At 48.7% G+C, this 22,195-nt stretch carries 23 protein-coding genes; 20 read left to right on the top strand and 3 right to left on the bottom strand.

What is annotated here, in order from left to right:
• Positions 1 to 138 precede the first annotated feature (138 nt).
• The 6 genes from AC0YNT_RS24535 to AC0YNT_RS24510 all read left to right on the top strand — a co-directional run bounded on the left by AC0YNT_RS24535 (position 139) and on the right by AC0YNT_RS24510 (position 4,107).
• Positions 139 to 438, top strand: a complete 300-nt coding sequence (locus AC0YNT_RS24535) for a LiaF transmembrane domain-containing protein (protein WP_167281750.1) — start codon at positions 139 to 141, stop codon at positions 436 to 438.
• Between the two features lie 23 nt (positions 439 to 461).
• A complete protein-coding gene (locus AC0YNT_RS24530) occupies positions 462 to 1,148 on the top strand; it encodes a PspA/IM30 family protein (protein WP_167281753.1) in 687 nt (228 codons plus the stop codon).
• Positions 1,136 to 1,618 carry a PspC domain-containing protein gene (locus AC0YNT_RS24525; protein ID WP_475806960.1) on the top strand — a complete coding sequence of 161 codons (483 nt, stop codon included), beginning with the start codon at positions 1,136 to 1,138 and terminating at the stop codon, positions 1,616 to 1,618. The genes AC0YNT_RS24530 and AC0YNT_RS24525 overlap by 13 nt, the downstream gene beginning before the upstream one ends.
• 2 nt (positions 1,619 to 1,620) lie before the next feature.
• Positions 1,621 to 2,316: a PspA/IM30 family protein gene (locus AC0YNT_RS24520; RefSeq protein WP_167281758.1), complete on the top strand. Its 696-nt coding sequence runs from the start codon at positions 1,621 to 1,623 to the stop codon at positions 2,314 to 2,316.
• An 88-nt stretch (positions 2,317 to 2,404) separates the two neighbouring features.
• A complete protein-coding gene (locus AC0YNT_RS24515; protein WP_167281760.1) occupies positions 2,405 to 3,412 on the top strand; it encodes a histidine kinase in 1,008 nt (335 codons plus the stop codon).
• 26 nt (positions 3,413 to 3,438) lie between these two features.
• The gene (locus AC0YNT_RS24510) at positions 3,439 to 4,107 is read left to right on the top strand and encodes a response regulator (protein WP_475806959.1); all 669 of its coding nucleotides are present in this window, start codon (positions 3,439 to 3,441) and stop codon (positions 4,105 to 4,107) included.
• Between the two features lie 74 nt (positions 4,108 to 4,181).
• Here AC0YNT_RS24510 and AC0YNT_RS24505 read toward each other — a convergent pair whose 3' ends face one another.
• Both AC0YNT_RS24505 and AC0YNT_RS24500 read right to left on the bottom strand, forming a co-directional pair.
• On the bottom strand, positions 4,182 to 4,847 hold the full coding sequence (locus AC0YNT_RS24505; RefSeq protein WP_475806958.1) for a hypothetical protein: 666 nt from the start codon (positions 4,845 to 4,847) through the stop codon (positions 4,182 to 4,184).
• An 82-nt stretch (positions 4,848 to 4,929) separates the two neighbouring features.
• Positions 4,930 to 5,313, bottom strand: coding sequence for a hypothetical protein (locus AC0YNT_RS24500; protein ID WP_475806957.1), 384 nt, complete (start codon positions 5,311 to 5,313; stop codon positions 4,930 to 4,932).
• A gap of 115 nt (positions 5,314 to 5,428) precedes the next feature.
• Between AC0YNT_RS24500 and AC0YNT_RS24495 the strand changes: the two genes are divergently transcribed.
• The 9 genes from AC0YNT_RS24495 to AC0YNT_RS24455 all read left to right on the top strand — a co-directional run bounded on the left by AC0YNT_RS24495 (position 5,429) and on the right by AC0YNT_RS24455 (position 15,714).
• Positions 5,429 to 6,178 (top strand): YwmB family TATA-box binding protein, encoded by a 750-nt coding sequence (locus AC0YNT_RS24495; RefSeq protein ID WP_475806956.1) that lies wholly within the window; start codon positions 5,429 to 5,431, stop codon positions 6,176 to 6,178.
• A gap of 123 nt (positions 6,179 to 6,301) precedes the next feature.
• A complete protein-coding gene (gene zwf, locus AC0YNT_RS24490; RefSeq protein ID WP_475806955.1) occupies positions 6,302 to 7,846 on the top strand; it encodes a glucose-6-phosphate dehydrogenase in 1,545 nt (514 codons plus the stop codon).
• Positions 7,847 to 7,876: 30 nt separating this feature from the next.
• Complete coding sequence (locus AC0YNT_RS24485) at positions 7,877 to 8,500, top strand: cyclase family protein (RefSeq protein ID WP_475806954.1); 624 nt, start codon at positions 7,877 to 7,879, stop codon at positions 8,498 to 8,500.
• Between the two features lie 39 nt (positions 8,501 to 8,539).
• A complete protein-coding gene (locus AC0YNT_RS24480) occupies positions 8,540 to 10,126 on the top strand; it encodes a peptide chain release factor 3 (RefSeq protein WP_167281774.1) in 1,587 nt (528 codons plus the stop codon).
• Between the two features lie 213 nt (positions 10,127 to 10,339).
• The gene (locus AC0YNT_RS24475; RefSeq protein WP_167282072.1) at positions 10,340 to 11,350 is read left to right on the top strand and encodes a LacI family DNA-binding transcriptional regulator; all 1,011 of its coding nucleotides are present in this window, start codon (positions 10,340 to 10,342) and stop codon (positions 11,348 to 11,350) included.
• 28 nt (positions 11,351 to 11,378) lie between these two features.
• Complete coding sequence (locus tag AC0YNT_RS24470) at positions 11,379 to 12,548, top strand: Gfo/Idh/MocA family protein (protein ID WP_475806953.1); 1,170 nt, start codon at positions 11,379 to 11,381, stop codon at positions 12,546 to 12,548.
• A gap of 30 nt (positions 12,549 to 12,578) precedes the next feature.
• Positions 12,579 to 13,274, top strand: a complete 696-nt coding sequence (locus AC0YNT_RS24465; protein WP_475806952.1) for a ThuA domain-containing protein — start codon at positions 12,579 to 12,581, stop codon at positions 13,272 to 13,274.
• The gene (locus AC0YNT_RS24460) at positions 13,267 to 14,367 is read left to right on the top strand and encodes a Gfo/Idh/MocA family protein (protein WP_475806951.1); all 1,101 of its coding nucleotides are present in this window, start codon (positions 13,267 to 13,269) and stop codon (positions 14,365 to 14,367) included. Before AC0YNT_RS24465 ends, AC0YNT_RS24460 begins: the two co-directional genes overlap by 8 nt.
• A gap of 144 nt (positions 14,368 to 14,511) precedes the next feature.
• On the top strand, positions 14,512 to 15,714 hold the full coding sequence (locus tag AC0YNT_RS24455; protein ID WP_475806950.1) for an alpha-D-ribose 1-methylphosphonate 5-triphosphate diphosphatase: 1,203 nt from the start codon (positions 14,512 to 14,514) through the stop codon (positions 15,712 to 15,714).
• A 3-nt stretch (positions 15,715 to 15,717) separates the two neighbouring features.
• Here AC0YNT_RS24455 and sspI read toward each other — a convergent pair whose 3' ends face one another.
• Complete coding sequence (sspI, locus tag AC0YNT_RS24450; protein ID WP_475806949.1) at positions 15,718 to 15,945, bottom strand: small acid-soluble spore protein SspI; 228 nt, start codon at positions 15,943 to 15,945, stop codon at positions 15,718 to 15,720.
• Positions 15,946 to 16,107: 162 nt separating this feature from the next.
• On the opposite strand from sspI, the gene AC0YNT_RS24445 reads away from it, so the two are divergent.
• From AC0YNT_RS24445 to AC0YNT_RS24425, 5 genes are all read left to right on the top strand, one after another.
• Positions 16,108 to 16,773, top strand: coding sequence for a potassium channel family protein (locus AC0YNT_RS24445; RefSeq protein ID WP_475806948.1), 666 nt, complete (start codon positions 16,108 to 16,110; stop codon positions 16,771 to 16,773).
• A gap of 8 nt (positions 16,774 to 16,781) precedes the next feature.
• Entirely contained in the window at positions 16,782 to 17,576 is a 795-nt protein-coding gene (locus AC0YNT_RS24440; RefSeq protein WP_475806947.1) for a TrmH family RNA methyltransferase, read from the top strand.
• A gap of 243 nt (positions 17,577 to 17,819) precedes the next feature.
• The gene (locus AC0YNT_RS24435) at positions 17,820 to 18,671 is read left to right on the top strand and encodes a helix-turn-helix transcriptional regulator (protein ID WP_475806946.1); all 852 of its coding nucleotides are present in this window, start codon (positions 17,820 to 17,822) and stop codon (positions 18,669 to 18,671) included.
• Positions 18,672 to 18,733: 62 nt separating this feature from the next.
• The gene (locus tag AC0YNT_RS24430) at positions 18,734 to 20,545 is read left to right on the top strand and encodes a cache domain-containing sensor histidine kinase (protein ID WP_475806945.1); all 1,812 of its coding nucleotides are present in this window, start codon (positions 18,734 to 18,736) and stop codon (positions 20,543 to 20,545) included.
• A 2-nt stretch (positions 20,546 to 20,547) separates the two neighbouring features.
• The gene (locus AC0YNT_RS24425; protein ID WP_475806979.1) at positions 20,548 to 22,194 is read left to right on the top strand and encodes a response regulator; all 1,647 of its coding nucleotides are present in this window, start codon (positions 20,548 to 20,550) and stop codon (positions 22,192 to 22,194) included.
• Position 22,195 lies beyond the last annotated feature (1 nt).

The raw sequence follows: 22,195 nt of genomic DNA, 5'->3' as shown, positions 1-22,195 counted from the left end.
GACTCGACTAAGGTCTAGCATAGATACCGTCGGTGGTCCGTTTTAGAAAGAGTGAAATCGATCTACAATAGGTACATAAGCAAGAAGAGCTTCACAGTAACGTAAAGGAAGCGATTCGGAGAGGCGGTGGAAGAAGCAATGGATGGGAAAAAGGCGTTAGGCTTAGTGCTTGCTGTTGCAGGCGGCATCATGGTACTTAAATTCTTTGGGATTCATCTCGGGTTTTTATTCGGTACCCTGTTCGCGATTGTGTTAATTGGACTTGGGGTAGTTGCTTGGAGAAGCAATAGAAAAATAATCGGTGGAATCGTTGGTGCTATCGGTATTATCATGCTCCTGCCAGCATTGTCCAAATTGATTATGCTTGGAATCGCGGTTGTACTGATTTTGTTCGGTATCTCCATGGTTAAGAAAAATAACAATCATCGAAATTTCTAATATAAAAGTTGGGAGGGCCATACATGAGCATTATGCGGCGAGTGCGCGACATAACGGTCGCCACCTTAAATGAAAGATTAGAGAAAGCAGAAGATCCGGTTCGCTTGATTGATCAATTCCTCTGGTCAACACGTGAAGATATTATTCAAGCGGAGAAGCTGCATCAGCAGTACTTAGGACATAGCAATCATCTGAAGGCGCAATGGCTGCAAGCTGAACACCAAAAGGAAAAGCGAGAGCAGCAAGCACTTACAGCACTAAAAGCTGGTGAAGAGCAGCTGGCGCGAATGGCGCTTCATGAGAAAGCAACCAGTGAGGAGCGTTCTGTGCAATACCGCGATCTGTATGAGCAAAGCCGGCAAAATACGATGGAGCTGGAAGATCAGCTTCGCGAAATGCGAAGTGAGTACCAGCTGGTATATGACAAACGCGAGTATTACGCAGCGAGAATGGAGTCACTTAGACTTCAGCAGCGTATGAACGCCCGGTTTACAGAGGGCAGCCAAGCGGGCGGCGTACAGCCAGGTACGATGTTCAGACGGCTGGAAGATCGTATCGGTGATATGGAGATGGAAGCGAAGAGCCTGCACGATCTGCGCAGAATGGGCAAAGAGTTCATTACAGAAGCAGGTAACCAGGTGCAATCCATTATTGACCGTGAGCTGCAGCAATTAAAGAAGAAGCTTGAGAAGGAAGGATGGTCGTCTTGAAAAAACTGTACCGATCCCGCCGCGACAAGAAGCTGTTTGGCCTTTGCGGTGGACTAGCGGAAATGATCAACGTAGACGTGACGCTTATCCGTATCCTACTTATCGTTGTAACGATCTTTACGAGCGGCTTCGCTATTCCGGTCTACCTCATTGCAGGCTTTATTGTACCGAAGGAACCTGGCTTTTATAACGGTGGTTTTGGATCAGGTCCCGGATTTGGCGGCGGGTATGGAAGCGGCTATGGCAATAACTATGGCGGCAACCAAAATGGTTACGGTTCATCCTTCGGTGGTCCATATAAAAACCCTCCACAAGGACAATGGGACAGCTATTCACAGTCCAGCAACAACCAGCAATCTTCTTCATCGCAATTCGATAGCATGATGGATGATCTCGAGAAAAAAGCATTACGTAAAGAAATCGAAGAATTACGTGCCAAATTGGCCAAACATGAGAAGGGAGAGATTTAACAATGGGAATTTTTAAACGAATGAAAGATATGACGAAGGCTTCTGTAAACGAGGTATTGGATAAAATGGAAGATCCGGTAGTTATGCTTAATCAATACTTGCGTGACATGGAATCGGAAATTCATCAAGCAGAAGTAACGGTAGCGAAACAAATGGCGAACGAACGTCGTCTGAAACAACGTCTGGAAGAAGCGGTTCGCGCTATTACCGACCGTGAATCCAAAGCAGAAGCTGCGCTTCGTGCCGATCAAGAAGATTTTGCCCGCAAGCTGTTGGAAGAGAAGCTTTACTTCGAACAAAAAGTAGGTGAGTACACAGAACTTCACGCTCAAGCAAAAGTACAGGCGGAAGAGCTGATGCAGCAGCTGCACGGTATGAAAGAGGAATTCTACCAGCTTCGCAATAAACGTAATGAGCTGGCGTCCCGCGCTCAAATTGCCAAAGCTCAGAAGCAAATGGCACAAATTTCTTCGAACCACTCGATTGACAGCGGTACTGCATCTAGAGGCTTCCACCGTATGGAAGAGAAAATTATGCAGCTTGAAGCAGAAGCGGATGTTCTTCGCACCCCTTATGCTTACAATGGCAATGGCAGCACGACAGGTACATTTAACGCCATCGATATGGAGAAAAAGCTGAAAGTTGATGAGCAGCTTGAGGCGTTAAAAAATAAGATGAGTAAACCGGTAGAACAATAATTAAGATAACAGCATGACAAAGCGGAAGAGCGGACCGGTTAGCCGGTCTGCTCTTCCATGCGTGCGTACTTAAAAGGAGTGGACATAGTTGGCCCAAGGGCAGTCAAATGAGCCCCATCATACGGATAGACCGAATCAAGAGGCAAGGCGCAAACATGTGACGGAGACTATTCTCTGGCTCATTATTATTGTCAGTCTCGTCATCATTGTGCTGCAGGCAATCGGTTATGTACAGCTCTATACCTTTAGAGGGAAATGGGCCATTCTAGGGCTCACCGTTATTGGTGCAGCAATAGCAGCCGCGGCTGTAGTCGGTTTTCTGCAAAATTCAAAGCTGAAGCAGGCTGTAGAGCGTTTAAGTGAGCAGCAGCGCAGGCGCAGCTACCGCGTAACGCTGAATTCTGCAGAAGAATCCGAAGGAAATCACGCGAACGAGCAAACGGAAAGCGAAGCAATATGGACTGAGAAGGTCAAGTTCTCGGCAGTCATTGAAGAGCGGCAGCGGCTAGCGAGAGAGCTGCATGATGCCGTAAGTCAGCAGTTATTCGCCATATCCATGACGGCAACAGCTGTCAGCCGTACGATCGAGCGTGACTGGGAGAGAGCCCGCAGGCAGGTTCAGCTGATTGAAGAGATGGCTTCCGTTGCCCAATCTGAGATGAGGGCGTTGCTGCTTCATTTGCGGCCCGTTCATTTGGATGGCAAGAATCTGGCGGCAGCTCTAACCGCACTTGTGGACGAGCTTAAGCAGAAGGTTCCAATGACGATTGATTTGGATGTCGATGATACGATTACGCTCAAGCCAGAGGCGGAAGATCATTTATTCCGGATTGCACAGGAGGCTTTATCCAACACGCTGCGGCATTCCAAGGCTGATCGGATGCAAATTAACCTGCATCGGAAAGGCCATGAAGTACGTATGTTAATTAAAGACAGCGGGATTGGGTTTGATCTGGAAGCGAAAAAACAGACATCTTATGGATTACTCACGATGGAAGAGCGTGTAAATGAGCTTGGCGGCTATTTACATATGGTTTCTAAGCCGGGGGAAGGAACAGCTATCGATATTAGTGTTCCGATTGACGGTGGAAAGTGAATGCAAAAGAAAGCGGTGAATAATAGGTGGAACCGATCGAGCAGCTAAATGAACAAATTAAAGTTTTATTAGTGGATGATCATGAAATGGTACGAATCGGTCTTGCTGCCGTGCTTGATACGGAGGAAGGCATTGAGGTTGTAGGGGAAGCCAGCAACGGTTATGACGGTATTCGGCTGGCACAGGCCTATAAGCCTGACATCGTACTCATGGACCTTGTAATGGATGGTATGGACGGTGTGGAGACGACACAAAAGCTGCTTGAGCTTTATCCAGAGTGCAAAGTCATTGTATTAACGAGTTTTATTGATGACAGCAAGCTATATCCGGTTATTGAAGCTGGTGCATTCAGCTACTTGCTGAAGACAGCTAGAGCAACGGAGATTGCTGATGCCATCCGTGCAGCAGCAAGGGGCCAATCTGTGCTGGAGTCACAGGTTGCAGCCAAGATGATGAATCGACTTCGCAAACCAAAGCAGCCTGTACAAGCTGCACTCCATGATGATTTGACGGAGCGGGAGATGGACGTATTAAAGCGGGTCGCCCAAGGTATGTCCAATCAGGAGATAGCGGACGAGTTGTTTATTGGTGTAAAGACAGTGAAATTTCACATTACTAATATTTTCAATAAGCTTGAGGTTGACGACCGTACACAAGCAGCAATCTACGCACATAAGCAGGGGATTGCAGAATAATGACATCTATTTATTTCGATGAGGGGCTGCCTGAAGTTTATCTTTAGGAGAGCCCCTTTTTTTGCTAAAATAAGTTAAAGAAGGCGATTTAGCAGCATCCCGCTTGTTGGAAAAGGCCAGTATGTTTTCATGGAACTATAATAACAGCTGTACGGCTGCAGAAGCGGGATATCCCCACGCAGCAAATCCAGCGCCTTGACTGACAGCGGCTCTTCCAGTGCTTTATGAAGACCGGTCATCCAGCCTCTTGGACCAATTAATATTGGAATAGAGGATTCAACAGGAAAGGATTTTGGAAAATCAATATGCCAGTCTCCTGATTCTTTGGTTAGACCAAATTGCTTCGCATCGGGATGCTGCATGGCCACCTCGATAGATGTCCACAGCTCAGGTTTTAGATAAGCTTCGAGGTCCTTATAACGGATATGCAGTCCGTTGATTGTATCGACTACATGCTGCAGCTGCTCTTCCAGAACAAGCAGAGAAGGATTATGTTTGATCTGACGAGCGGAAGCTCTGATGGTGAGCTGGGCTTGTCTACTATGCTGCAGCCACTCTGCCGCACATTCTGCAGCTTGACGGTAAGGCTGGTTCCAGTCGAAGCTGTCATAGAAACCAGGTTCAGGAGGCAGTCGTGTCGGCTCCTCTTCACGGAATGGGGCGCTGCCGTAAGGTCGGATTGGAGAAACGACGGATAATCGTTCTGTGCGTTTGGCGTACGACAACGGTGTAATGTACATTTTGGCTGCCTCCTTTATCTATAATGATGATTATTTCCAGCATATTACGAATTAATGGAAAAGGCTGGCGAATGATGTCCTATTAGAAAATAAGAAATAGAAAGGCGATAAGCGCCAAATCAATGGTAATCACATCACGAAACGGAAAGTACGGGCGTGGTTCATAATAGTAAGGATCGAACGGGTAGGATTGCGTCTGAACCGGCAGCTCAGCCGGCTTACTGGATTTGGACGGTGATTTTGATTTCCCGCTTTTTTTATTCTTTTTCGAAGATTTTGGCGATTCAGTTTCCGCTTCTGATTCAACTGCAGCAGCTTTATTAGGATCCTCATTCAGTGTCAGCTTCCCTTTGCTGCATTTGCTCAATATACCGATATGCCTCGACCCATCCTTCATCACGACATAAACAGGCATCCCGCAATATTGTGAGATCAGGTCCTCCTCTAAGGGATAGATTTGATCCATGATTCATTCCTCCTTGTCTATAACTGAAGTAGGCTTTGCAACCAGTGTATTCACCTACAGGCGAATAGGTATGGTTATATACCTAGCGGTAATAAATGGTTGAAAGGAGAGCTTCATGATGTCAACAAATCGATTCGTTCGCAAGACAGCTGATCAGGCAGCATCCCAAAGAGCTCGGCTTGGAATTATCATTGCTGCTGTTGTGTTATTGTCCGGGGTTATATGGGCGGCAGTGAACAAGGATCAAATTCGTAACCAGAAGAACGACAGTGTTCTGGCCCATGATATTGCTCTGCTCTGGCAATGGACGGACAAGCTATACAATAAAGGGGCTGCAAATACGGTATGGACGCTCAGATGGGATATCGAAGGAGAGGGAGCAGTATTAGAGCAGACTGGGCAAAAGCTGCAAGCGGATGAAATTGGTCAGGAACAGGGCACACTGTCCATATTCCCGTTATCCTCTGAAAATCAAGCCATGATTGTCTATGTCACGAAGCAAGGGACAGCAAAGAAGCAGCTGCTAGCTATTGTTAACAAGGTGGAGACTGACTTAAAGGAATCAGGGTTAACTTATTCCGGAGGAATGACGGTTCGAGGCGATACGGAATATAATAACGCAGCAGAGCGGCTGGCTCATGCAGCCAGCGGAAAACGGATCGATCGGTATAAGGATACCAGCGGAACAGTAAGCGAGGCATACTACTCAGAGAAATTGTTCTCAGCTGTAGAAGCAGGAGCGGGGAAAAAGGCTAATCTTCAGATCGCAGCGCATCGTGAAACAGAGTCAAAGCAGCTTTCTCTGATCATTGGAATTCCACTGATAACAGGCGATTACACCGTGTCACAGCAAGGAATCGATTAGAAGAAATAAGAATGCTAATCAGTTTTTTTTATGATTGGATGAATAGCAGTTTAAGGATTAATATGCTAAACTACATAAATAAAAATAAAAAAATAATAGGAAAGAATGAGGGAACTTACTGAAATGAACGTTGAATCATCAAATGCGCAAGGCGCTATTTATTATATTTTTGGAGCGACAGGCGATTTGGCGAAACGCAAGTTGTTTCCTGCCCTGTTTAGCCTATATAAAGAAGGAAAACTTTCAGAAAATTTCGCCGTTGTAGGCCTCGCCCGCAGAGAGCGTACGAACGAACAGTTCCGCGCTGATCTGTACGACTCGATCGTAGAGTTCTGCCGTTATAAAGCAGATGACGTTGAACTCTGGAACCGTTTCGCAGAGCATTTCGAATATATGCCTCTTGATATTAACAATGTAGAAGCATTCCGTGGTCTGGCTACTCTGTCGGATCAACTGGATGCCAAATTCAATATTCCGGGTAACCGTTTGTTCTACCTGGCACTTGCTCCATCCCTGTTCGGACCAGTATCATTCAGCCTGCGTGATGGCGGACTGCTGGAGTCGAAGGGCTGGCACCGCGTTGTTATCGAGAAACCATTTGGTTATGATCTCGAGTCGGCACAAAAGCTTAACGATCAAATTACACAAGTATTTAAAGAAGAAGAGATCTACCGTATTGACCACTACCTCGGCAAAGAGATGGTCCAAAACATTCAAGTTATCCGTTTTGCTAACGCATTTTTCGAGCCGCTGTGGAATAATAACCATATCGCTAACGTGCAAGTTACATTGTCGGAAACGGTTGGTGTAGAAGAACGCGGTGGTTATTATGATAAATCCGGCGCTCTTCGCGACATGGGCCAAAACCATATGCTGCAAATGCTTACGATGATTGCTATGGAGCCGCCTAGCCGTCTGCATGGTGAAGATATTCGCGATGAGAAGGTAAAAGTACTACGTTCCCTTCGTCCATACAGCTCGAGCGATGTTGTACGCAGCAACGTAGTGCGTGGTCAATACAGCGAAGGCTCCCATAAAGGGAAGGACCTCCCTGGCTACCGCCAAGAGGACTCCGTAGGCGAGAACTCGACAACGGAAACTTATTTTGCAGCGAAGCTGGCCGTTGATAACTTCCGCTGGGCGGGTGTACCGTTTTATATCCGTACAGGCAAACGCCTGCCGGTTAAAACAACTGAAGTTGTTATCGAGTTCAAATCGATGCCGCAAAACGTACTGTTTGCTCAACGTCATGACCTGCAGCCAAACCTGCTTGTTATCCGCGTTAACCCGATGGAAGGCATCTACATTAAAGTAAATGCGAAAACACCGGGCGAAGATAATTCGGTACAGCCGGTAAACATGGAATTCTGCCAAAGCTGCCAAATCGGCATCAACACGCCGGAAGCTTATGAGCGCCTGATCCATGATGCGGTCCGCGGCGATTCGACTTACTTTACACGTTGGGATGAAGTAGCTCAAGCATGGGAGTTTGTTGACCGCATTGCAGCTGCTTGGCGTGAAGATTCGAATGACCTTCAGCATTATCCTGCTGGATCATGGGGTCCTGAGAAAGCTAATCAATTGCTGGCACAAGATGGCTTCAAATGGTGGCCGGTTAACGGGCAAGAAGAAGACAATGTTATCTGGGTTTCAAATAGCGGCAAGTAAAGTACACCGCTCACGGAGGGATTTACCTTTATGTTTAAGGTTTATGATATTTCGATGACAATCGAAGAGGGCATGCAAGTATGGGGAAACCATGAAAGCAAGCAGCCTCAAATAAACTCCCAACCTACCTCTCCAGACGGCGTTAATGAATCGCGCATCGATATGGATGTCCATTGCGGCACCCATGTCGATGCGCCTCTGCATATGCTGGAGGATGGCGCTACTATTGAGACGATTGGTCTTGAAGAGCTGGTTGGTAATGCTCGCGTTCTTGATCTTACCCATGTGGTAGACAGTATCACAAGAGAAGATCTTGAGAAGCACGGTTTGCAGAAGGGCGAATGGATCCTTGTAAAAACAAAAAATTCCTATTCGAATACGTTCGAATCTGATTTTGTGTTTTTGCGGGAAGATGGCGCCAGGTATTTGGTTGAGGTTGGGGTGCGTGGTATAGGTACGGATGGTCTTGGAATTGAACGATCTCAAGAAGCGTATCCTACACATCGGACGTTATTCCGCAACAATGTCATTATTGTAGAAGGTCTTCGCCTGAAGGAAGTGCCGCCGGGCACTTATTTCATGGTGATCGCACCTTTGAAATTGACCGGTATTGAAGCAGCGCCGGCACGCGCACTGCTTATCGGGAATGGATAAAGGGGCGTTGCATCGCGACGCCATGAAGGGAAGGCAAGCATGAGCCAAACATTAAGTAATGAAATTTCGCAGGAAGTTGATAAGCGCCGTACGTTCGCGATTATCTCTCACCCTGATGCCGGTAAAACGACATTAACAGAGAAGCTCCTCTTATTCGGGGGAGCTATTCGTCTTGCAGGGTCGGTAAAGGCTCGTAAAGCCAGCCGTCATGCCACATCCGACTGGATGGAGATCGAGAAGCAGCGTGGTATCTCGGTTACGTCCAGCGTTATGCAATTTGATTACTTGGGGCATCGGGTCAACATTCTGGATACCCCAGGTCACCAAGATTTCAGTGAAGATACGTACCGTACGCTGACAGCAGCGGACAGCGCAGTTATGTTGATCGACGTTGCGAAAGGCGTCGAGGCGCAGACGATTAAGCTGTTTCAAGTCTGCCGTAAGCGGGGGATTCCAATCTTCACGTTCATTAACAAGCTGGACCGTGAAGGTCAAAGCCCATTCGAGCTGATGGAAGAGCTAGAGCGGGTACTTGGAATCCGTTCGGTTCCGATGAACTGGCCAATTGGTATGGGCCGCGAGTTATGTGGTGTGTATGACCGGATGAAAAATCAGGTTGAGCTGTTCCAGGGGAATGACCATGACGTCATTGAGGTTCGTAAAGTCGATGACTATAACGATCCCATTATTCGTGAGATGGCAGGCGACTACTTGACTGATCAGCTTGTGAATGATTTGGAGCTGCTTGATGTAGCAGGCGATCAGTTTGATTTTGAAAAAGTTCAAGCGGGCGAACTGACACCAGTCTTCTTCGGAAGTGCGGTTAATAACTTTGGTGTTCAAACCTTCCTTGAGAACTTCCTGCAGCTGGCACCAAAGCCGACTTCTCGGAAAAGTACGGCAGGAGAGATCGAGCCTACGAACGAGAAGTTCTCCGGCTACGTCTTCAAGATTCAAGCGAACATGAACCCGGCGCATCGCGACCGTATTGCTTTCCTGCGGATTTGCTCCGGACGGTTCGAACGCGGCATGAGCGTTCGACATGTACGCGCTGGCAAAGATATTAAGCTATCCCAGCCTCAGCAGTTCCTGGCACAAGACCGTGATATTGTCGAGACGGCTTATCCTGGCGATATTATTGGTTTGTTTGATCCAGGTATCTTCCGAATTGGCGATTCCTTATCGCAAGGCTCCGAGATCGTGTTCGACGAGCTGCCGACGTTCTCGCCGGAGATCTTCGCCAAAGTAACGGTTAAGAATGCCCTTAAGCATAAGCAGTATCAGAAGGGTATAGATCAGCTGACAGAGGAAGGCACGATTCAAGTGTTCCACTCTGCAAGCGGCTTTGAGGAAACGATTCTTGGCGTTGTTGGTCATCTGCAGTTCGAGGTATTCGAATATCGGATGAAAGGTGAATACGGGGTAGATATTCAATTGCACCGTATGCAATTCCAATTCGCCCGCTGGATCGTTGACGATAAGATTGATCCTTCGAAATTCCGTATCAACTCGACACTCGTGAAGGATAAGAAAGGCAATTATGTTGTCTTGTTCGAGAACGAGTATGCGATGCGTACTGCAATGGATAAGAATCCAACGATGAAATTCCTGGAGACAGCTCCATAAGTTGAACATATAGCGATTAACAAAAATCCCCTGACGGGTTAGGACTTGCTGTCCTCCGTCAGGGGATTTTTGCTGTTTAAATGAAAAATAAGGTAAAGTTATTCACTTAATCCGGTTGACGGAAGAGCGCTTTCATGACATAATGTACGCGTGTACATTACTTACTAGAATGACAGCGGCAAGTTGTCTTTTGATTAGCGAGCATACAGGAGGCTGTCGATTATTAGCAGGAAAGAAGTAGCGAAGCTGGCGGGTGTATCGGAAGCGACGGTATCTCGGGTCCTGAACAATGTAGGTCCTATCAAGGAAGAGACACGTATTCGCGTCCTCGAGGCTGCGAAAGAGATAGGTTATGTGCCTAATGCGCTTGCACAGCGGTTTGCCCGTAGGAAAAGCGGGAATGTTGGCGTTATTCTGCCTTTTGTTCCAAAGGTGCATCTGTTCTCTACCTATTATTTTGCAGAGATCTTAAGCGGGATCGGTGAAGCGGCGAAGGCTTGCAACTATGATCTGCTTCTTATCTTCCGGGAACCGGATAGTCCCCGTGATTATGCCAAGCTGTACCGTACACAGAAAGTGGATGCCTGCATCGTGCTGGGCGCACAAGATGTGGCGGAAGAGCGTGCAGCACTTAGGGAGCTTCAGGTGGAGGGTTTCCCGTTTTGTCTCGTGAATCAGCGGTTTGACGAAGAAGAGTATTTAACGGTTGATGCAGATCACGAATCGGGCAGCTTTGCGGCTGTACAGCACCTTATAGCGAAAGGCTTTAAGCGCATTGCATTCCTAAACGGGCCTAATGCGTTCTCAAGCAGCGGCGATCGTCTTGCCGGCTATGAGCGGGCGCTGACAGAAGCCGGCATTCCACTTCTGGAAGAGAGGATCTTCACTGGCAACTATAGCAGGAAGAGCGGATTTGAAGCCGCAGCTAAGATCTTTGAAGGTATAGAGAAGAAGGAGATCGATGCTGTATTTGCCGCGAATGACCGGATGGCGATCGGGCTGATGGATGGCCTAAGGGAACGTGGTATTGAAGCGGGCAAAGATATTGGGCTTATCGGCTATGATGACTCGGACAGTTCAAGAATTGTGAGTCCCAAACTGACGACGGTCTCGGTTCCCTTTTATGAGATGGGGCGAAGGGCCGCGATGAAGCTGCTTGCTGAGGAATCCGAAGAGGGGAATACGATTCTTCCTGTTCAGTTAGTAAAACGTGAAACGACTTAAATACTTATTCGAGAGGCGGTAGTTAGGAATGAGCAAACTTCGTGTCGGGATGGTTGGATATAAATTTATGGGTAAGGCACATAGCAACGCTTATCGCGCAGTGCCGATGTTTTTCCCGGAAACAGCTGTATTGCCGGAGATGACAGCTATTTGCGGACGTGATCCAGAAGGGCTCGAGAAAGCGCGTGCACAGTTCGGCTGGCAAAGTGCCGAGACGGATTGGCGTAAGCTGATCGCACGTGATGATATCGATCTTATCGATATTAATGCGCCAAGTGATGCTCATAAGGAGATTACGATTGCCGCAGCTGAGGCTGGTAAACATTTGTTCTGTGAGAAGCCTCTGGCTCTGACTTTGGAGGACGCGAACGAAATGCTGGTAGCTGCTGAAAAAGCGGGTGTAAAGCATATGGTTGGCTTTAACTACCGTTTCGCTCCTGCCGTGCAGCTGGCTAAGAAGCTGATCTCCGAAGGCCGTATCGGTAAAATCCATCATTTCCGCGCTGTGTTCCTGCAGGACTGGATTCTTGATCCCGAGTTCCCGCTCGTATGGCGTCTGCAGAAAGAGATTGCTGGATCCGGTTCTCATGGCGACCTGGGAGCGCATCTGATTGATATGGCTCGTTTCCTTGTTGGTGAATTCCAAGAAGTAATCGGTATGGAAGAGACGTTTGTGAAAGAGCGTCCGGTCTCCTCCGGCATGACGGGACTTAGCGGAACGAAGAGTGGTGCTGATGCGCCGCGTGGCGAAGTAACGGTTGATGATGCAACCTTGTTCATGACTCGCTTCGAGAACGGGGCGCTTGGAAGCTTCGAAGCTACACGTTTTGCTGCTGGTCATCGTTGTACAAATGCCTTCGAAATTAACGGAAGCAAGGGCAGCATCAAGTTCGACTTCGAACGGATGAATGAGCTTCAAGTTTACTTCACAGATGATGCAGAGGATGTACAAGGCTTCCGCCGCGTACTCGCAACAGATGCTGCACATGCTTACATGGATGCTTGGTGGCCGGCTGGTCACACGATTGGTTACGAGCATACCTTCACCCATGAGGTGCATGAGCTGATGACTGCCATTGCGGAAGACCGTCAGCCGGTACCAAACTTCTATGACGGTGTGAGATGCCAAGAGGTGCTTGTTGCGGTTGAACGCTCAATTGCTGAGCGGCGCTGGGTTGCTTTGAAAGAGTTTCAATAGATTCCACGAGCAGAGGAGATTAATTGGATCATGAGAAAAGCACTAATCGTATGGGGCGGCTGGGATGGTCATCAGCCGAAGGAAGTTGCAGGTCTTTTTCAAGAGGTACTGGTAAAGGAAGGCTTTGAGGTTGAAGTGTCGGATACGCTGGATGCCTTCGCAGATGGTGAGAAACTGAAAGCATTGGATCTGATCGTACCGATCTGGACGATGGACAAAATCAAACCAGAATATGTGGAGAACGTATCCTTAGCCGTACAAAGTGGTGTAGGACTTGCAGGCTGCCATGGCGGTATGTGCGATGCCTTCCGCGAGAATGTGGACTGGCAGTTCATGACCGGCGGCCAATGGGTTGCTCATCCAGGCAATGACGGCACGAACTATGTCGTTAACATCAAGCACAGCTCCAGCCCGCTAACGCAAGACATCGAAGATTTCGAAGTAAGCTCGGAGCAATATTACTTACATGTTGACCCTGCGGTTGAAGTGCTTGCAACTACACGTTTCCCAGTTACAGAAGGTCCACATTCCCTGAACAAAGCAGTGGATATGCCAGTCGCTTGGACGAAGCGTTGGGGCGTTGGGCGTGTCTATTATAACTCTCTTGGTCATCAAGCTAACATTATCGATATCCCAGTGGTGAAGGAAATGATGCGCCGAGGCTTCCTCTGGTGCGCGGAAGGTAAAACTGCAGCGGTAAACGGAGGGACTCATACTCATGGATAAGTTAAAAGTTGGCGTAATCGGAACAGGTAATATTAGCAGCGCTTATTTGAACAATGGCAAGAAGTTTGATTCGATGGAGATTGTTGCTTGCGCGGATCTCGACGTAGAGCGGGCTAAAGCGAAAGCGGAGGAATTTGGTATTCGCGGCTGCTCCGTAGAAGATCTTCTGGCTGATCCAGAGATTGGTATGGTTATTAACTTAACTATTCCACAAGCTCACGCTGCCGTTTGTCTGCAAGCACTGGAAGCTGGTAAGCATGTGTATGTTGAGAAGCCTTTCGCGGTCACTCGTGAAGAAGCTCAGCAAGTCCTTGAGCTGGCTGAAAAGAAAGGCCTGCTTGTTGGCAGCGCACCGGACACCTTCCTTGGCGGCGGCATTCAGACAAGTATTAAGCTGATTGAAGATGGCTGGATTGGTACTCCAATTGGCGCGACTGCATTCATGATGTCAGGCGGCCATGAAACCTGGCATCCGGCTCCGGAATTCTATTATCAAAAAGGCGGCGGCCCAATGTTCGATATGGGTCCATACTATTTGACAGCGCTGGTTGCGATGCTTGGACCAATCAGCCGTGTAACCGGCATGGCACGTGCTTCGTTCTCTGAGCGTACGATTACTAGTCAGCCGAAATTTGGACAAAAAGTTCAGGTTGAGGTACCTACTCATGTAGCAGGTGTGATCGAATTCGCGGCTGGTCCAATTGGTACTTTGGTGACAAGCTTTGACGTGAAAGGCGGTTCGACTTTACCTTGGATCGAGGTATACGGCACTGCTGGCAGTATGCTTGTGCCAGATCCAAATAATTTCGGCGGAACTATTAAGATCAGACGCAGTGGTTCGACCGAATGGACGAGTATTCCGCTTGCCTTCCAAAACACGGAGAATGCAAGGGGACTTGGTGCGGCCGATCTAGCTAAGGCTGTATTGACTGGACGCAAGCATCGCCCTAGCGGTGAACTTGCTTATCATGTTCTGGAAGCGATGCATGGCTTCTTCGACGCTGCCGAGCAGGGCGCTCATTACACAATGAAGAGCACATGCAATAAGCCAGCTCCATTCACACTTGGCCTTGCTGCCTATTGCTTAGATTAATAGCACTTATAAATAAGATATAGAAGCAGGCTGGCGGGCATCCCGTCAGCTTCTTTTTTTCGTCAGCAGCATCTTAATATCGGTGTAAAAATATGGTATTGTTTGGAGTGTGAAGAACAACAGCGAGAAAGGGGAACTCGGCTGATGAACACTCCTGCGCTTAAGCGCAATATGATTATTCGAAATGGAAAGGTAGTCCTCGAAGACGGGATCGTGCATGCAGCGATAGCTGTTAAGGACGGAATCATTGATGAGGTGCTGGTCGACGAGGCTTCTCTGTATGAGTATGAGAATCGCTATGGTGAGGATGATCTAGCTAGAATTGATGCAGCAGGGCGATATATTCTCCCCGGACTTATTGATATTCATAATGATGCCATTGAGAAGGAAGTACAGCCTAGGCCGGGTACGTTATTTCCACTTAAGATGTCTTTCCTTGAATTCGAACGAAAAATGCCGATTCACGGCATTACCACGATGTACCATTCCTTATCACTTGGTGTTGGGCTTAGCTTGCGAGGCGATCATCTGCTGACCGAATTAGTTGAGCTTATCCATAACTATCGAAGTTCGAGATCTATTATCCGCAATCGTATCCATTTGCGTTATGAGGTCTCATATCTGACAGGTTATCCGATCGCTCAGCAATACATCGAGAATCAGATGATTGACTATATGTCCTTTATGGATCATTCACCGGGTCAGGGGCAGTACCGGGCACCAGGCTCTTTTGAGCGGTATGTCATGAAGAATCAAGGTGTAGGAATAGATGAGGTTCACACGATTGTAGAAGAGCTGCTTATGCGGCGCCGTCAAATTGATTGGGAAAAGCTTCGTCAGCTTGGGAAGCTGGCGGGACAGCAGGGTATCGCACTTGCCTCTCATGACGATGATTCGATCGAACAGGTGGAACTATCAAGAGAGTTTGGGGTGTCGGTAACGGAATTCCCCATTAACATGGAGACTGCTAAACACGCATCAAAGTCAGGCTTATTCGTATGTGTTGGAGCACCTAATCTTGTGAGGGGAGCCTCCCATGACAATAACTTACGCGCCATTGATGTGATTACGGAAGGGGCAGCTTCCATTATATGCTCTGATTATCATCCGTCAGCCTTATTAACGGCTATCTTTGTCTTAGTGGAAAAAGGTATCGTGGAGTTGCCGGAGGCTGTTCGTATGGCTACCCTTTATCCGGCACAAGCGCTCGGTATTGCAGATCATTACGGAGCGATTGCGCCGGGCAAAGCGGCAGATCTAATTATCGTTGACCAATATGATGGTCATCCATGGGTGACGCAAACGATTGTAGGAGGCAAAACAGTCTATACGGCGGATGTTCTTTAACTGCTAAGTAGCTGCCTGCTTGGTTCCCTGAAGCTTGTTATGCAAGGCATCAACAAGACGGTTTTGCTCCTCGGCACTTAGCTCTTTCCAGATCAGCTCGAACAATACGCCTAGTCCGGGGAGTGTTTTTTCATCATTGCCAATGGAGTCATTAATGACTTCTTTCATTTCTTCATTTGTATTGTTCTTAACGTTGTTGATAATGGCTTGACGTAAATCCAGATTGATCAATTGGATTCCCTCCAAGTCTACATGATAGTGGCTTATTTACTGTTTCCGAATGAGGCGATTTTCATCCGAGTGTGGTGGATATGCTATAATAATCAGGATTAGGTAATGGATTTGTATGCGCATCTTGTAAGCTTGAGCTTGAAGGGAGTAGGATGAAACGAAATGCCCAAAAAACAGTTTGCGGTTATCGGAATGGGGCGGTTTGGCTCCAGTATTGCCACTTCACTCACGAATATGGGGTATGAGGTGCTTGCGATTGATTCGAGTGAGCAGCGCATACAAGAAGCAATTAATATGGTGACCCATGCGGTGTCAGCAGATTCCACGGATGAGGAAGCATTACGCTCCCTTGGCGTACGTAACTTCGACGTAGTTGTTGTAGCGATTGGAGAAGATATTCAGGCGAGTATTCTGACGACGCTCATTTTGAAGGATCTTGGTGTGAAAATGATTGTTGTGAAAGCGCAGAATGAATTACATGGTAAAGTGTTAACGAAGATCGGTGCGGACAAGGTTGTCTATCCGGAGCGGGATATGGGACAACGTGTTGCTCATCATTTAATATCTCCTAACATATTGGACTATATCGAGATTTCTGAGGATTACAGCATTATTGAAGTGAAGGCGCCGGAAGCGATGATCGGGAAGAGCTTGAAAATGCTGGACATTCGGGCGAAGTTTAAATGCAATGTGATGGCGATTAAGACCAATGGCAAGATGAATATTGCTCCTTATGCGGAAGACCTTATCAAGCCGGAGGACATTCTTGTTATTGTAGGTAAGAACTCGGATTTATCCAATTTGGAAATAGCTTATTCGGAAGGCTGATCGGATTAATGAATCATTTATTATTAACCTCCATTCAAAATGAACGAGTGAAGCAGTGGGCTTCCTTGCTTGATAAAAAATACCGTGACCGGACAGGCCTGTTTATTATTGAAGGCGTCCACCTCGTACAGGAAGCCTTCCGGGCTTCTGCCGCAGTGAACTGCGTCGTCTATAATGGAGAGCGTGGTATTCCGCAGGAGCTGGAGCAGCTTGCTCGGGAAGATGGCACGGAATGGATCCAAGCGACGCCGCAAGTGATGGCCAAATGTACGGGGACGGATTCGCCGCCGCCGGTCTTTGCCGTGCTTGAGAAGCTGAAACGGGATGAAACGGCTTTGTTCCGTGATAACAGTCTTGTTGTGATTCTGGATGGTGTTCGTGATCCCGGTAATGTGGGTACAATTATCCGCAGTGCAGATGCCGTTGGCGCAGATGCGGTCGTGCTGGGCAAAGGCTGCGTGGATCTGTACAATCCAAAGACAGTGAGATCGACGATGGGCTCGCTGTTCCATCTGCCGATTCTTGAGGCTGATCTAGCGGAGCTGCTCCCTGAAGCGAAAGCGAAAGGGATTACGCTAGTAGGGACAAGCCTGCAGGCGAGTCATACCTGTTATTCCTATGATTGGACGGCTGGTACTTGGCTGCTGATGGGCAATGAGTCAGAAGGTTTATCCGAAGCTGTTCGGGAGACAGTGGATGAGTCGATTATTATCCCGATGCAGGGCGATGCGGAATCGTTGAATGTAGCGATGGCTTCGACTGTTTTGTTGTATGAGGCTTTGAGACAAAGGAAGTATAGATAAAGAAATTTTTCAAAGATGTTTTTAATGGATTTGACTATTTCCCAAGGTTGTTCTGATACTCAGAGCAGCCTTTTTTTATTTCATTGAGAGAACGAAGAGAAAAATATCATTCTGTTAGGTTTACGAATTCTAGCTAACATAATATGCTTAGTTATACTCTATTTTTTAACATCAAATGGCAAAGTGGTTGATCAATTTATTCTTGTCATTTTGTTAGCTGTAATTGTGGGGGGATAAACGGACATGAGGGAATACGACTATGAATATGCGGACTTTATCTACTACACGCCAGGCGAACTGGACAAGGCAGGTGGAATGTGGCCGGTCCGGGCTGGAAGATGCCTGGCCAAGCCGCATTATAAGGTCGGACCAAAACGGATCGAGTGCTACAGCATTCATTTCGTGCGGGAGGGGAGGTTGCGCTTGGAATATGAGGGATGGCAAGTCGAGCTTGCGAGGGGAGATCTCTTCGTCCTGTTCCCGAACCGAATGTATCATTACGACATGCTCCCGGCTGAACGACCGCTAGAGATGTGCTGGCTGGCTATCGACGGAGATAGAGTAGAGGCGCTACTTCAACTAGCGGGGCTTACGGAACAAGAACCATTTCGCAGAGGTACTGCCTCTTCACGGGTCGAAGTTGCTGCAGACCGGGCTATCGATGCACTGGAGCGGGTCCAGCGCTTGCGGCCGTCGGAGGCACTGGATCTACAAGCACATCTGTACGGGCTGCTCGCGGCCATGATGCCGGATGAACCAACGCAGGGACCCGAGCTTGCAAGCTGGATCCACGAATGCGCGGAGTATATGGAGCTCCATGCGACTGAAGGAATTACCGTCCATCAGGTGGCCGAATATGCGGGCGTACACCGTTCTTATTTTACTCAAGTATTCACGGAAGAGATGGGGATGCCCCCGATGAAATATATGCAGAAGGTTCGGATGGAGAAGGCTAGACGCCTCTTAATCGATACCCATGCATCGGTGACGGAGATCGGGCTGTCGCTTGGTTATCCCAATCTATATACCTTCACAAGGGCTTTCAAAATGTACTTTAAGGAATCTCCGCTGGCTTTAAGAAAGGCAGAGGCTTAGCCGATTCAGTTCTGTTTTAATGTAAGCGATTGCAAATTATCTCCGCAAAGGAGTTGTTCGAAATGAAGCTGTCCACCCTTAGGCGATGGGTATCGCCAAGCCTCAGCATCCAAGGCAAAATTTTTCTGGCGTTCAGCCTTGTCGCTCTTCTCTCTATCGTCTCTATCTCCGTCATTGTCTACCTCAACATGCGGGAGACGATCAAGTCCAACGCCGTAACTTCAGTGTCGGATAGTATCCGCCAAGCCGACGAGTCGCTCAACATTATGCTGGAGGAGATTGACCGGCTAAATACCGTTGTAGTCACGAACAAAAACACCGTGATCGATACGGTACTTAGCCCATCGGAGGAGATTAGCTACGAATGGTTCCAGGAGCAGAAGCGAATCGAGGAATTTCTGTCATCCCTGGTTGCAAATAAGCCGTATATTGCTAGGATTGCCGTTGTTGGTTTAAACGGAAAGGTATTTTTCACCGGAGGGCCGTGGCTGGATAAAAGCATTCTGGAAACTCCGATGATGGATTACATGCTGCGTAACGGCTCGCGCCATGCTTATTTGAAGCAGACGGGCATCGCGGAGACGATAACAGTAGGCCGCGAAATCCGTTACAACCGCGAGACGATTGGCGTGGTTATGGTCGATCTAAATTACGATTTTATCCGCAAGACATATGGCGTGAGGCCAACCGCCGACAGCATGCTGTACGTGCTTGATCAGCAGGATGAATTTGTGTATAGGTCTGACCACACACCAAGCTTTGCGCCTTCCGATCAGAAAATTGTAGACATGAAGCACAAATTTGCGAAGCTTGGCAAGGTTGAAGGTGATGTGGAGGAGAAGGTCATTGGCGGCAGGTCCTATATCGTGGTCAGCCGTCAATCGGACCATACGGGCTGGACGACGCTGGCGCTAATTCCGACGGATTCGCTGCTTAGCGAATCTGCCCGCCTGCTGAAGTTGATCATCGAGGCTTCGGCGATCGTCCTGCTGGTTGTCTTGATTGGCTCGCTGCAGGTGTCATCGCGCATCACGATTAATATCCGACGTCTGAAGTCCATGATGATGCTGGTGAAGGACGGCAATTTGACGTTACCGAAGAAGGAGATTAGAGCAAAGGATGAGGTGGGACAGCTTTACCACGTATTTATTGGCATGGTGGAAGAGCTGAAGCGGTCATTCGAAGGGATACGCATCAGTGAACAAGAGAAGCGGGAGGCCGAGCTGACCGCACTCCAGGCGCAAATACGCCCTCATTTTCTATACAACTCGCTTAATACGATCAAATATTTGGCCAAGCTCAACGGAACGCCAAACATAGAAGAGGTATCCGGCTCATTAATCGATTTGATGAGGGGCGTGTTGGGCAATTCCAACGAATATTTGACGGTGAGGGAGGAGCTGGATTACGTGCGCAGCTATATCTCGATCGTTAAATACAAATACATGGAGCCTATCCTTGTTCACGAAGAGATTGAAGATCCGTCGTTATTAGATAGCCGTGTGCTGAAGCTTACGCTGCAGCCGATTGTGGAGAACGCGGTTCTGCACGGAATTGGTTCGAGGGACCAAGGCGGCTTCGTCACGATACGGGTATACGAGGACAACCGCGATCTGATGATCGAGGTGACGGACAACGGCAAAGGAATGACGCCGGAGCAGATGGAGCAATTGCTAGGCGGACCGGCGGGTACAAAGCCGACCTCTTCCCGGTTCAGCGGAATGGGCGTGCGCAACGTGCACGAGAGAATCCTCCGTTCGTTTGAAGCTCCATACGGCATCAGGCTGTATAGCGAGCCTGGCTTGTATACGAAGGTCGAAATTCGTTTTCCCAATTTACGGGGCCAGATGGGCGCCGGACAAGAGGTGAGCTAATGATGTATCGCGTGTTATTGGTAGACGACGAGCCGCTCGTTCGCAACGATCTGCGGTCTTTATTGGATTTCCGCACACATGGCTTTGAGATCTGCGGAGAGGCCCAAAGCGCGGAAACGGCATTGGCCATGATTGGGGAACAGCGTCCCGACGTGGCTATCCTCGACGTCAACATGCCGGGAATGAACGGCGTGGATTTGAACCGGATGATCAAGCAGCAGTATCCCGCCGTCCAGACGATTATGCTCAGCAGCTATGACGATTACGACTATGTCCGGGACTGCCTGAAGAACGGCGCGGTAGATTATTTGCTGAAGCACCGGCTTGACAAGGAGACTTTGCTGGCGATGCTTGAAAAAGCAGTCCAGGTTGGTAAATCATTCGAAGCCGCGGGTGATGCCGACGCATCGTCCCTCTTCCGGTCCGAGTTGGTCCGGAGTCAAATCGCTGACCTCGCAAGAGGTAAGGTGGAAGCCGCAAGGGAGCTGGAAGGAAGTATAAGGCGTTACGGTATGTACATGCAGGCAGATTTGTATGCGGCAGCGGTCCTGCAGATCGTTCCTTTCCTACTGCTGACGGAATCGAATACCGACGTGCAGACGAACCGGCTGGTTCAGCAGGTTGTCGAGCTTATGCAGCAGAGCTTGGGAGACGCACGCGAGCGTACGGCAGCTTATGTGGAGGACGGGCGAATCGTCGTCGTGTTTGCCATACGGGAGCGAAGCGAGCATGCAGCCGCAACGGAAGCGGCCAGAAGCATGAGCAAGCTTGGCCACGCGCTCGAGATGTACTTGAATTTAAAATCGATCTATGCGGTTGGGCATGTATGCAACAGCCTGTCGCAGCTTGGAGCAAGCTACGCCTCCGCGGAGCGGGCTCTCGACCCAAACGCTAAGGCCGCTCATCCGAATCCAGAGCACGGAAAAGGCACGCGCGAGAGCCGCGTCGCACTAACGATCGAAGAGCAGAAGCAACTGCTGCTTGCTATCGAGAGGCTGGACGGACAAGGCGCGCAGCGTCTGATCACTTCGGTATTCGAACCACTTCGAGGGCTTCCTTTGCATTCGCACGCGGTGCAGATGACGGTCAGCGAGCTGCTTCATATCGCAGATAAGGCGTTGAAAAAAGGGAACCGTTCCCCGCTTGGGACAACGAAGGATGCGGACCGCCTGCCATTGCGCGGCGAGCTTAACCGCCTTGGAAGCGTTGGCGAGCTGGAGAAGTGGCTTCAGTCGTTCTATGTCGTCTTACTGGTGCTGCTGAAGGAGCATCACGCGACGGGCAGCTATTCCCGTCATGTATCCCAGGCAATCGGCTTTATTCTGGAGCGGTATTCCGGCATCGTGACGCTTGAGCTAGCCGCGGGCTTCATCGGCTTAAACGCCTCGTATCTTAGCCGGATCTTCAAGGAGGAGACGCAGTCGACGTTCTCCGAATACGTGAACCGGGTACGGGTCGACGCGGCGCGCAGGCTGCTGGAAAGCGGCCAATATACCATCAAGCAGGTCAGCGACCAGGTGGGTTTTTCCACGCACAACTATTTCTTCAAGGTGTTCAAGGAAGTGACGGGCATGACACCGCAGGCGTATTGGAACAGTCTCGGAGACGGAAAGGCAGCGGCAAAAGAATCCGTAAAATATGTGGAGTAAA

Source organism: Paenibacillus sp. J22R56, assembly GCF_056269375.1.
This window is presented reverse-complemented; position numbering and strand designations above follow the sequence as displayed.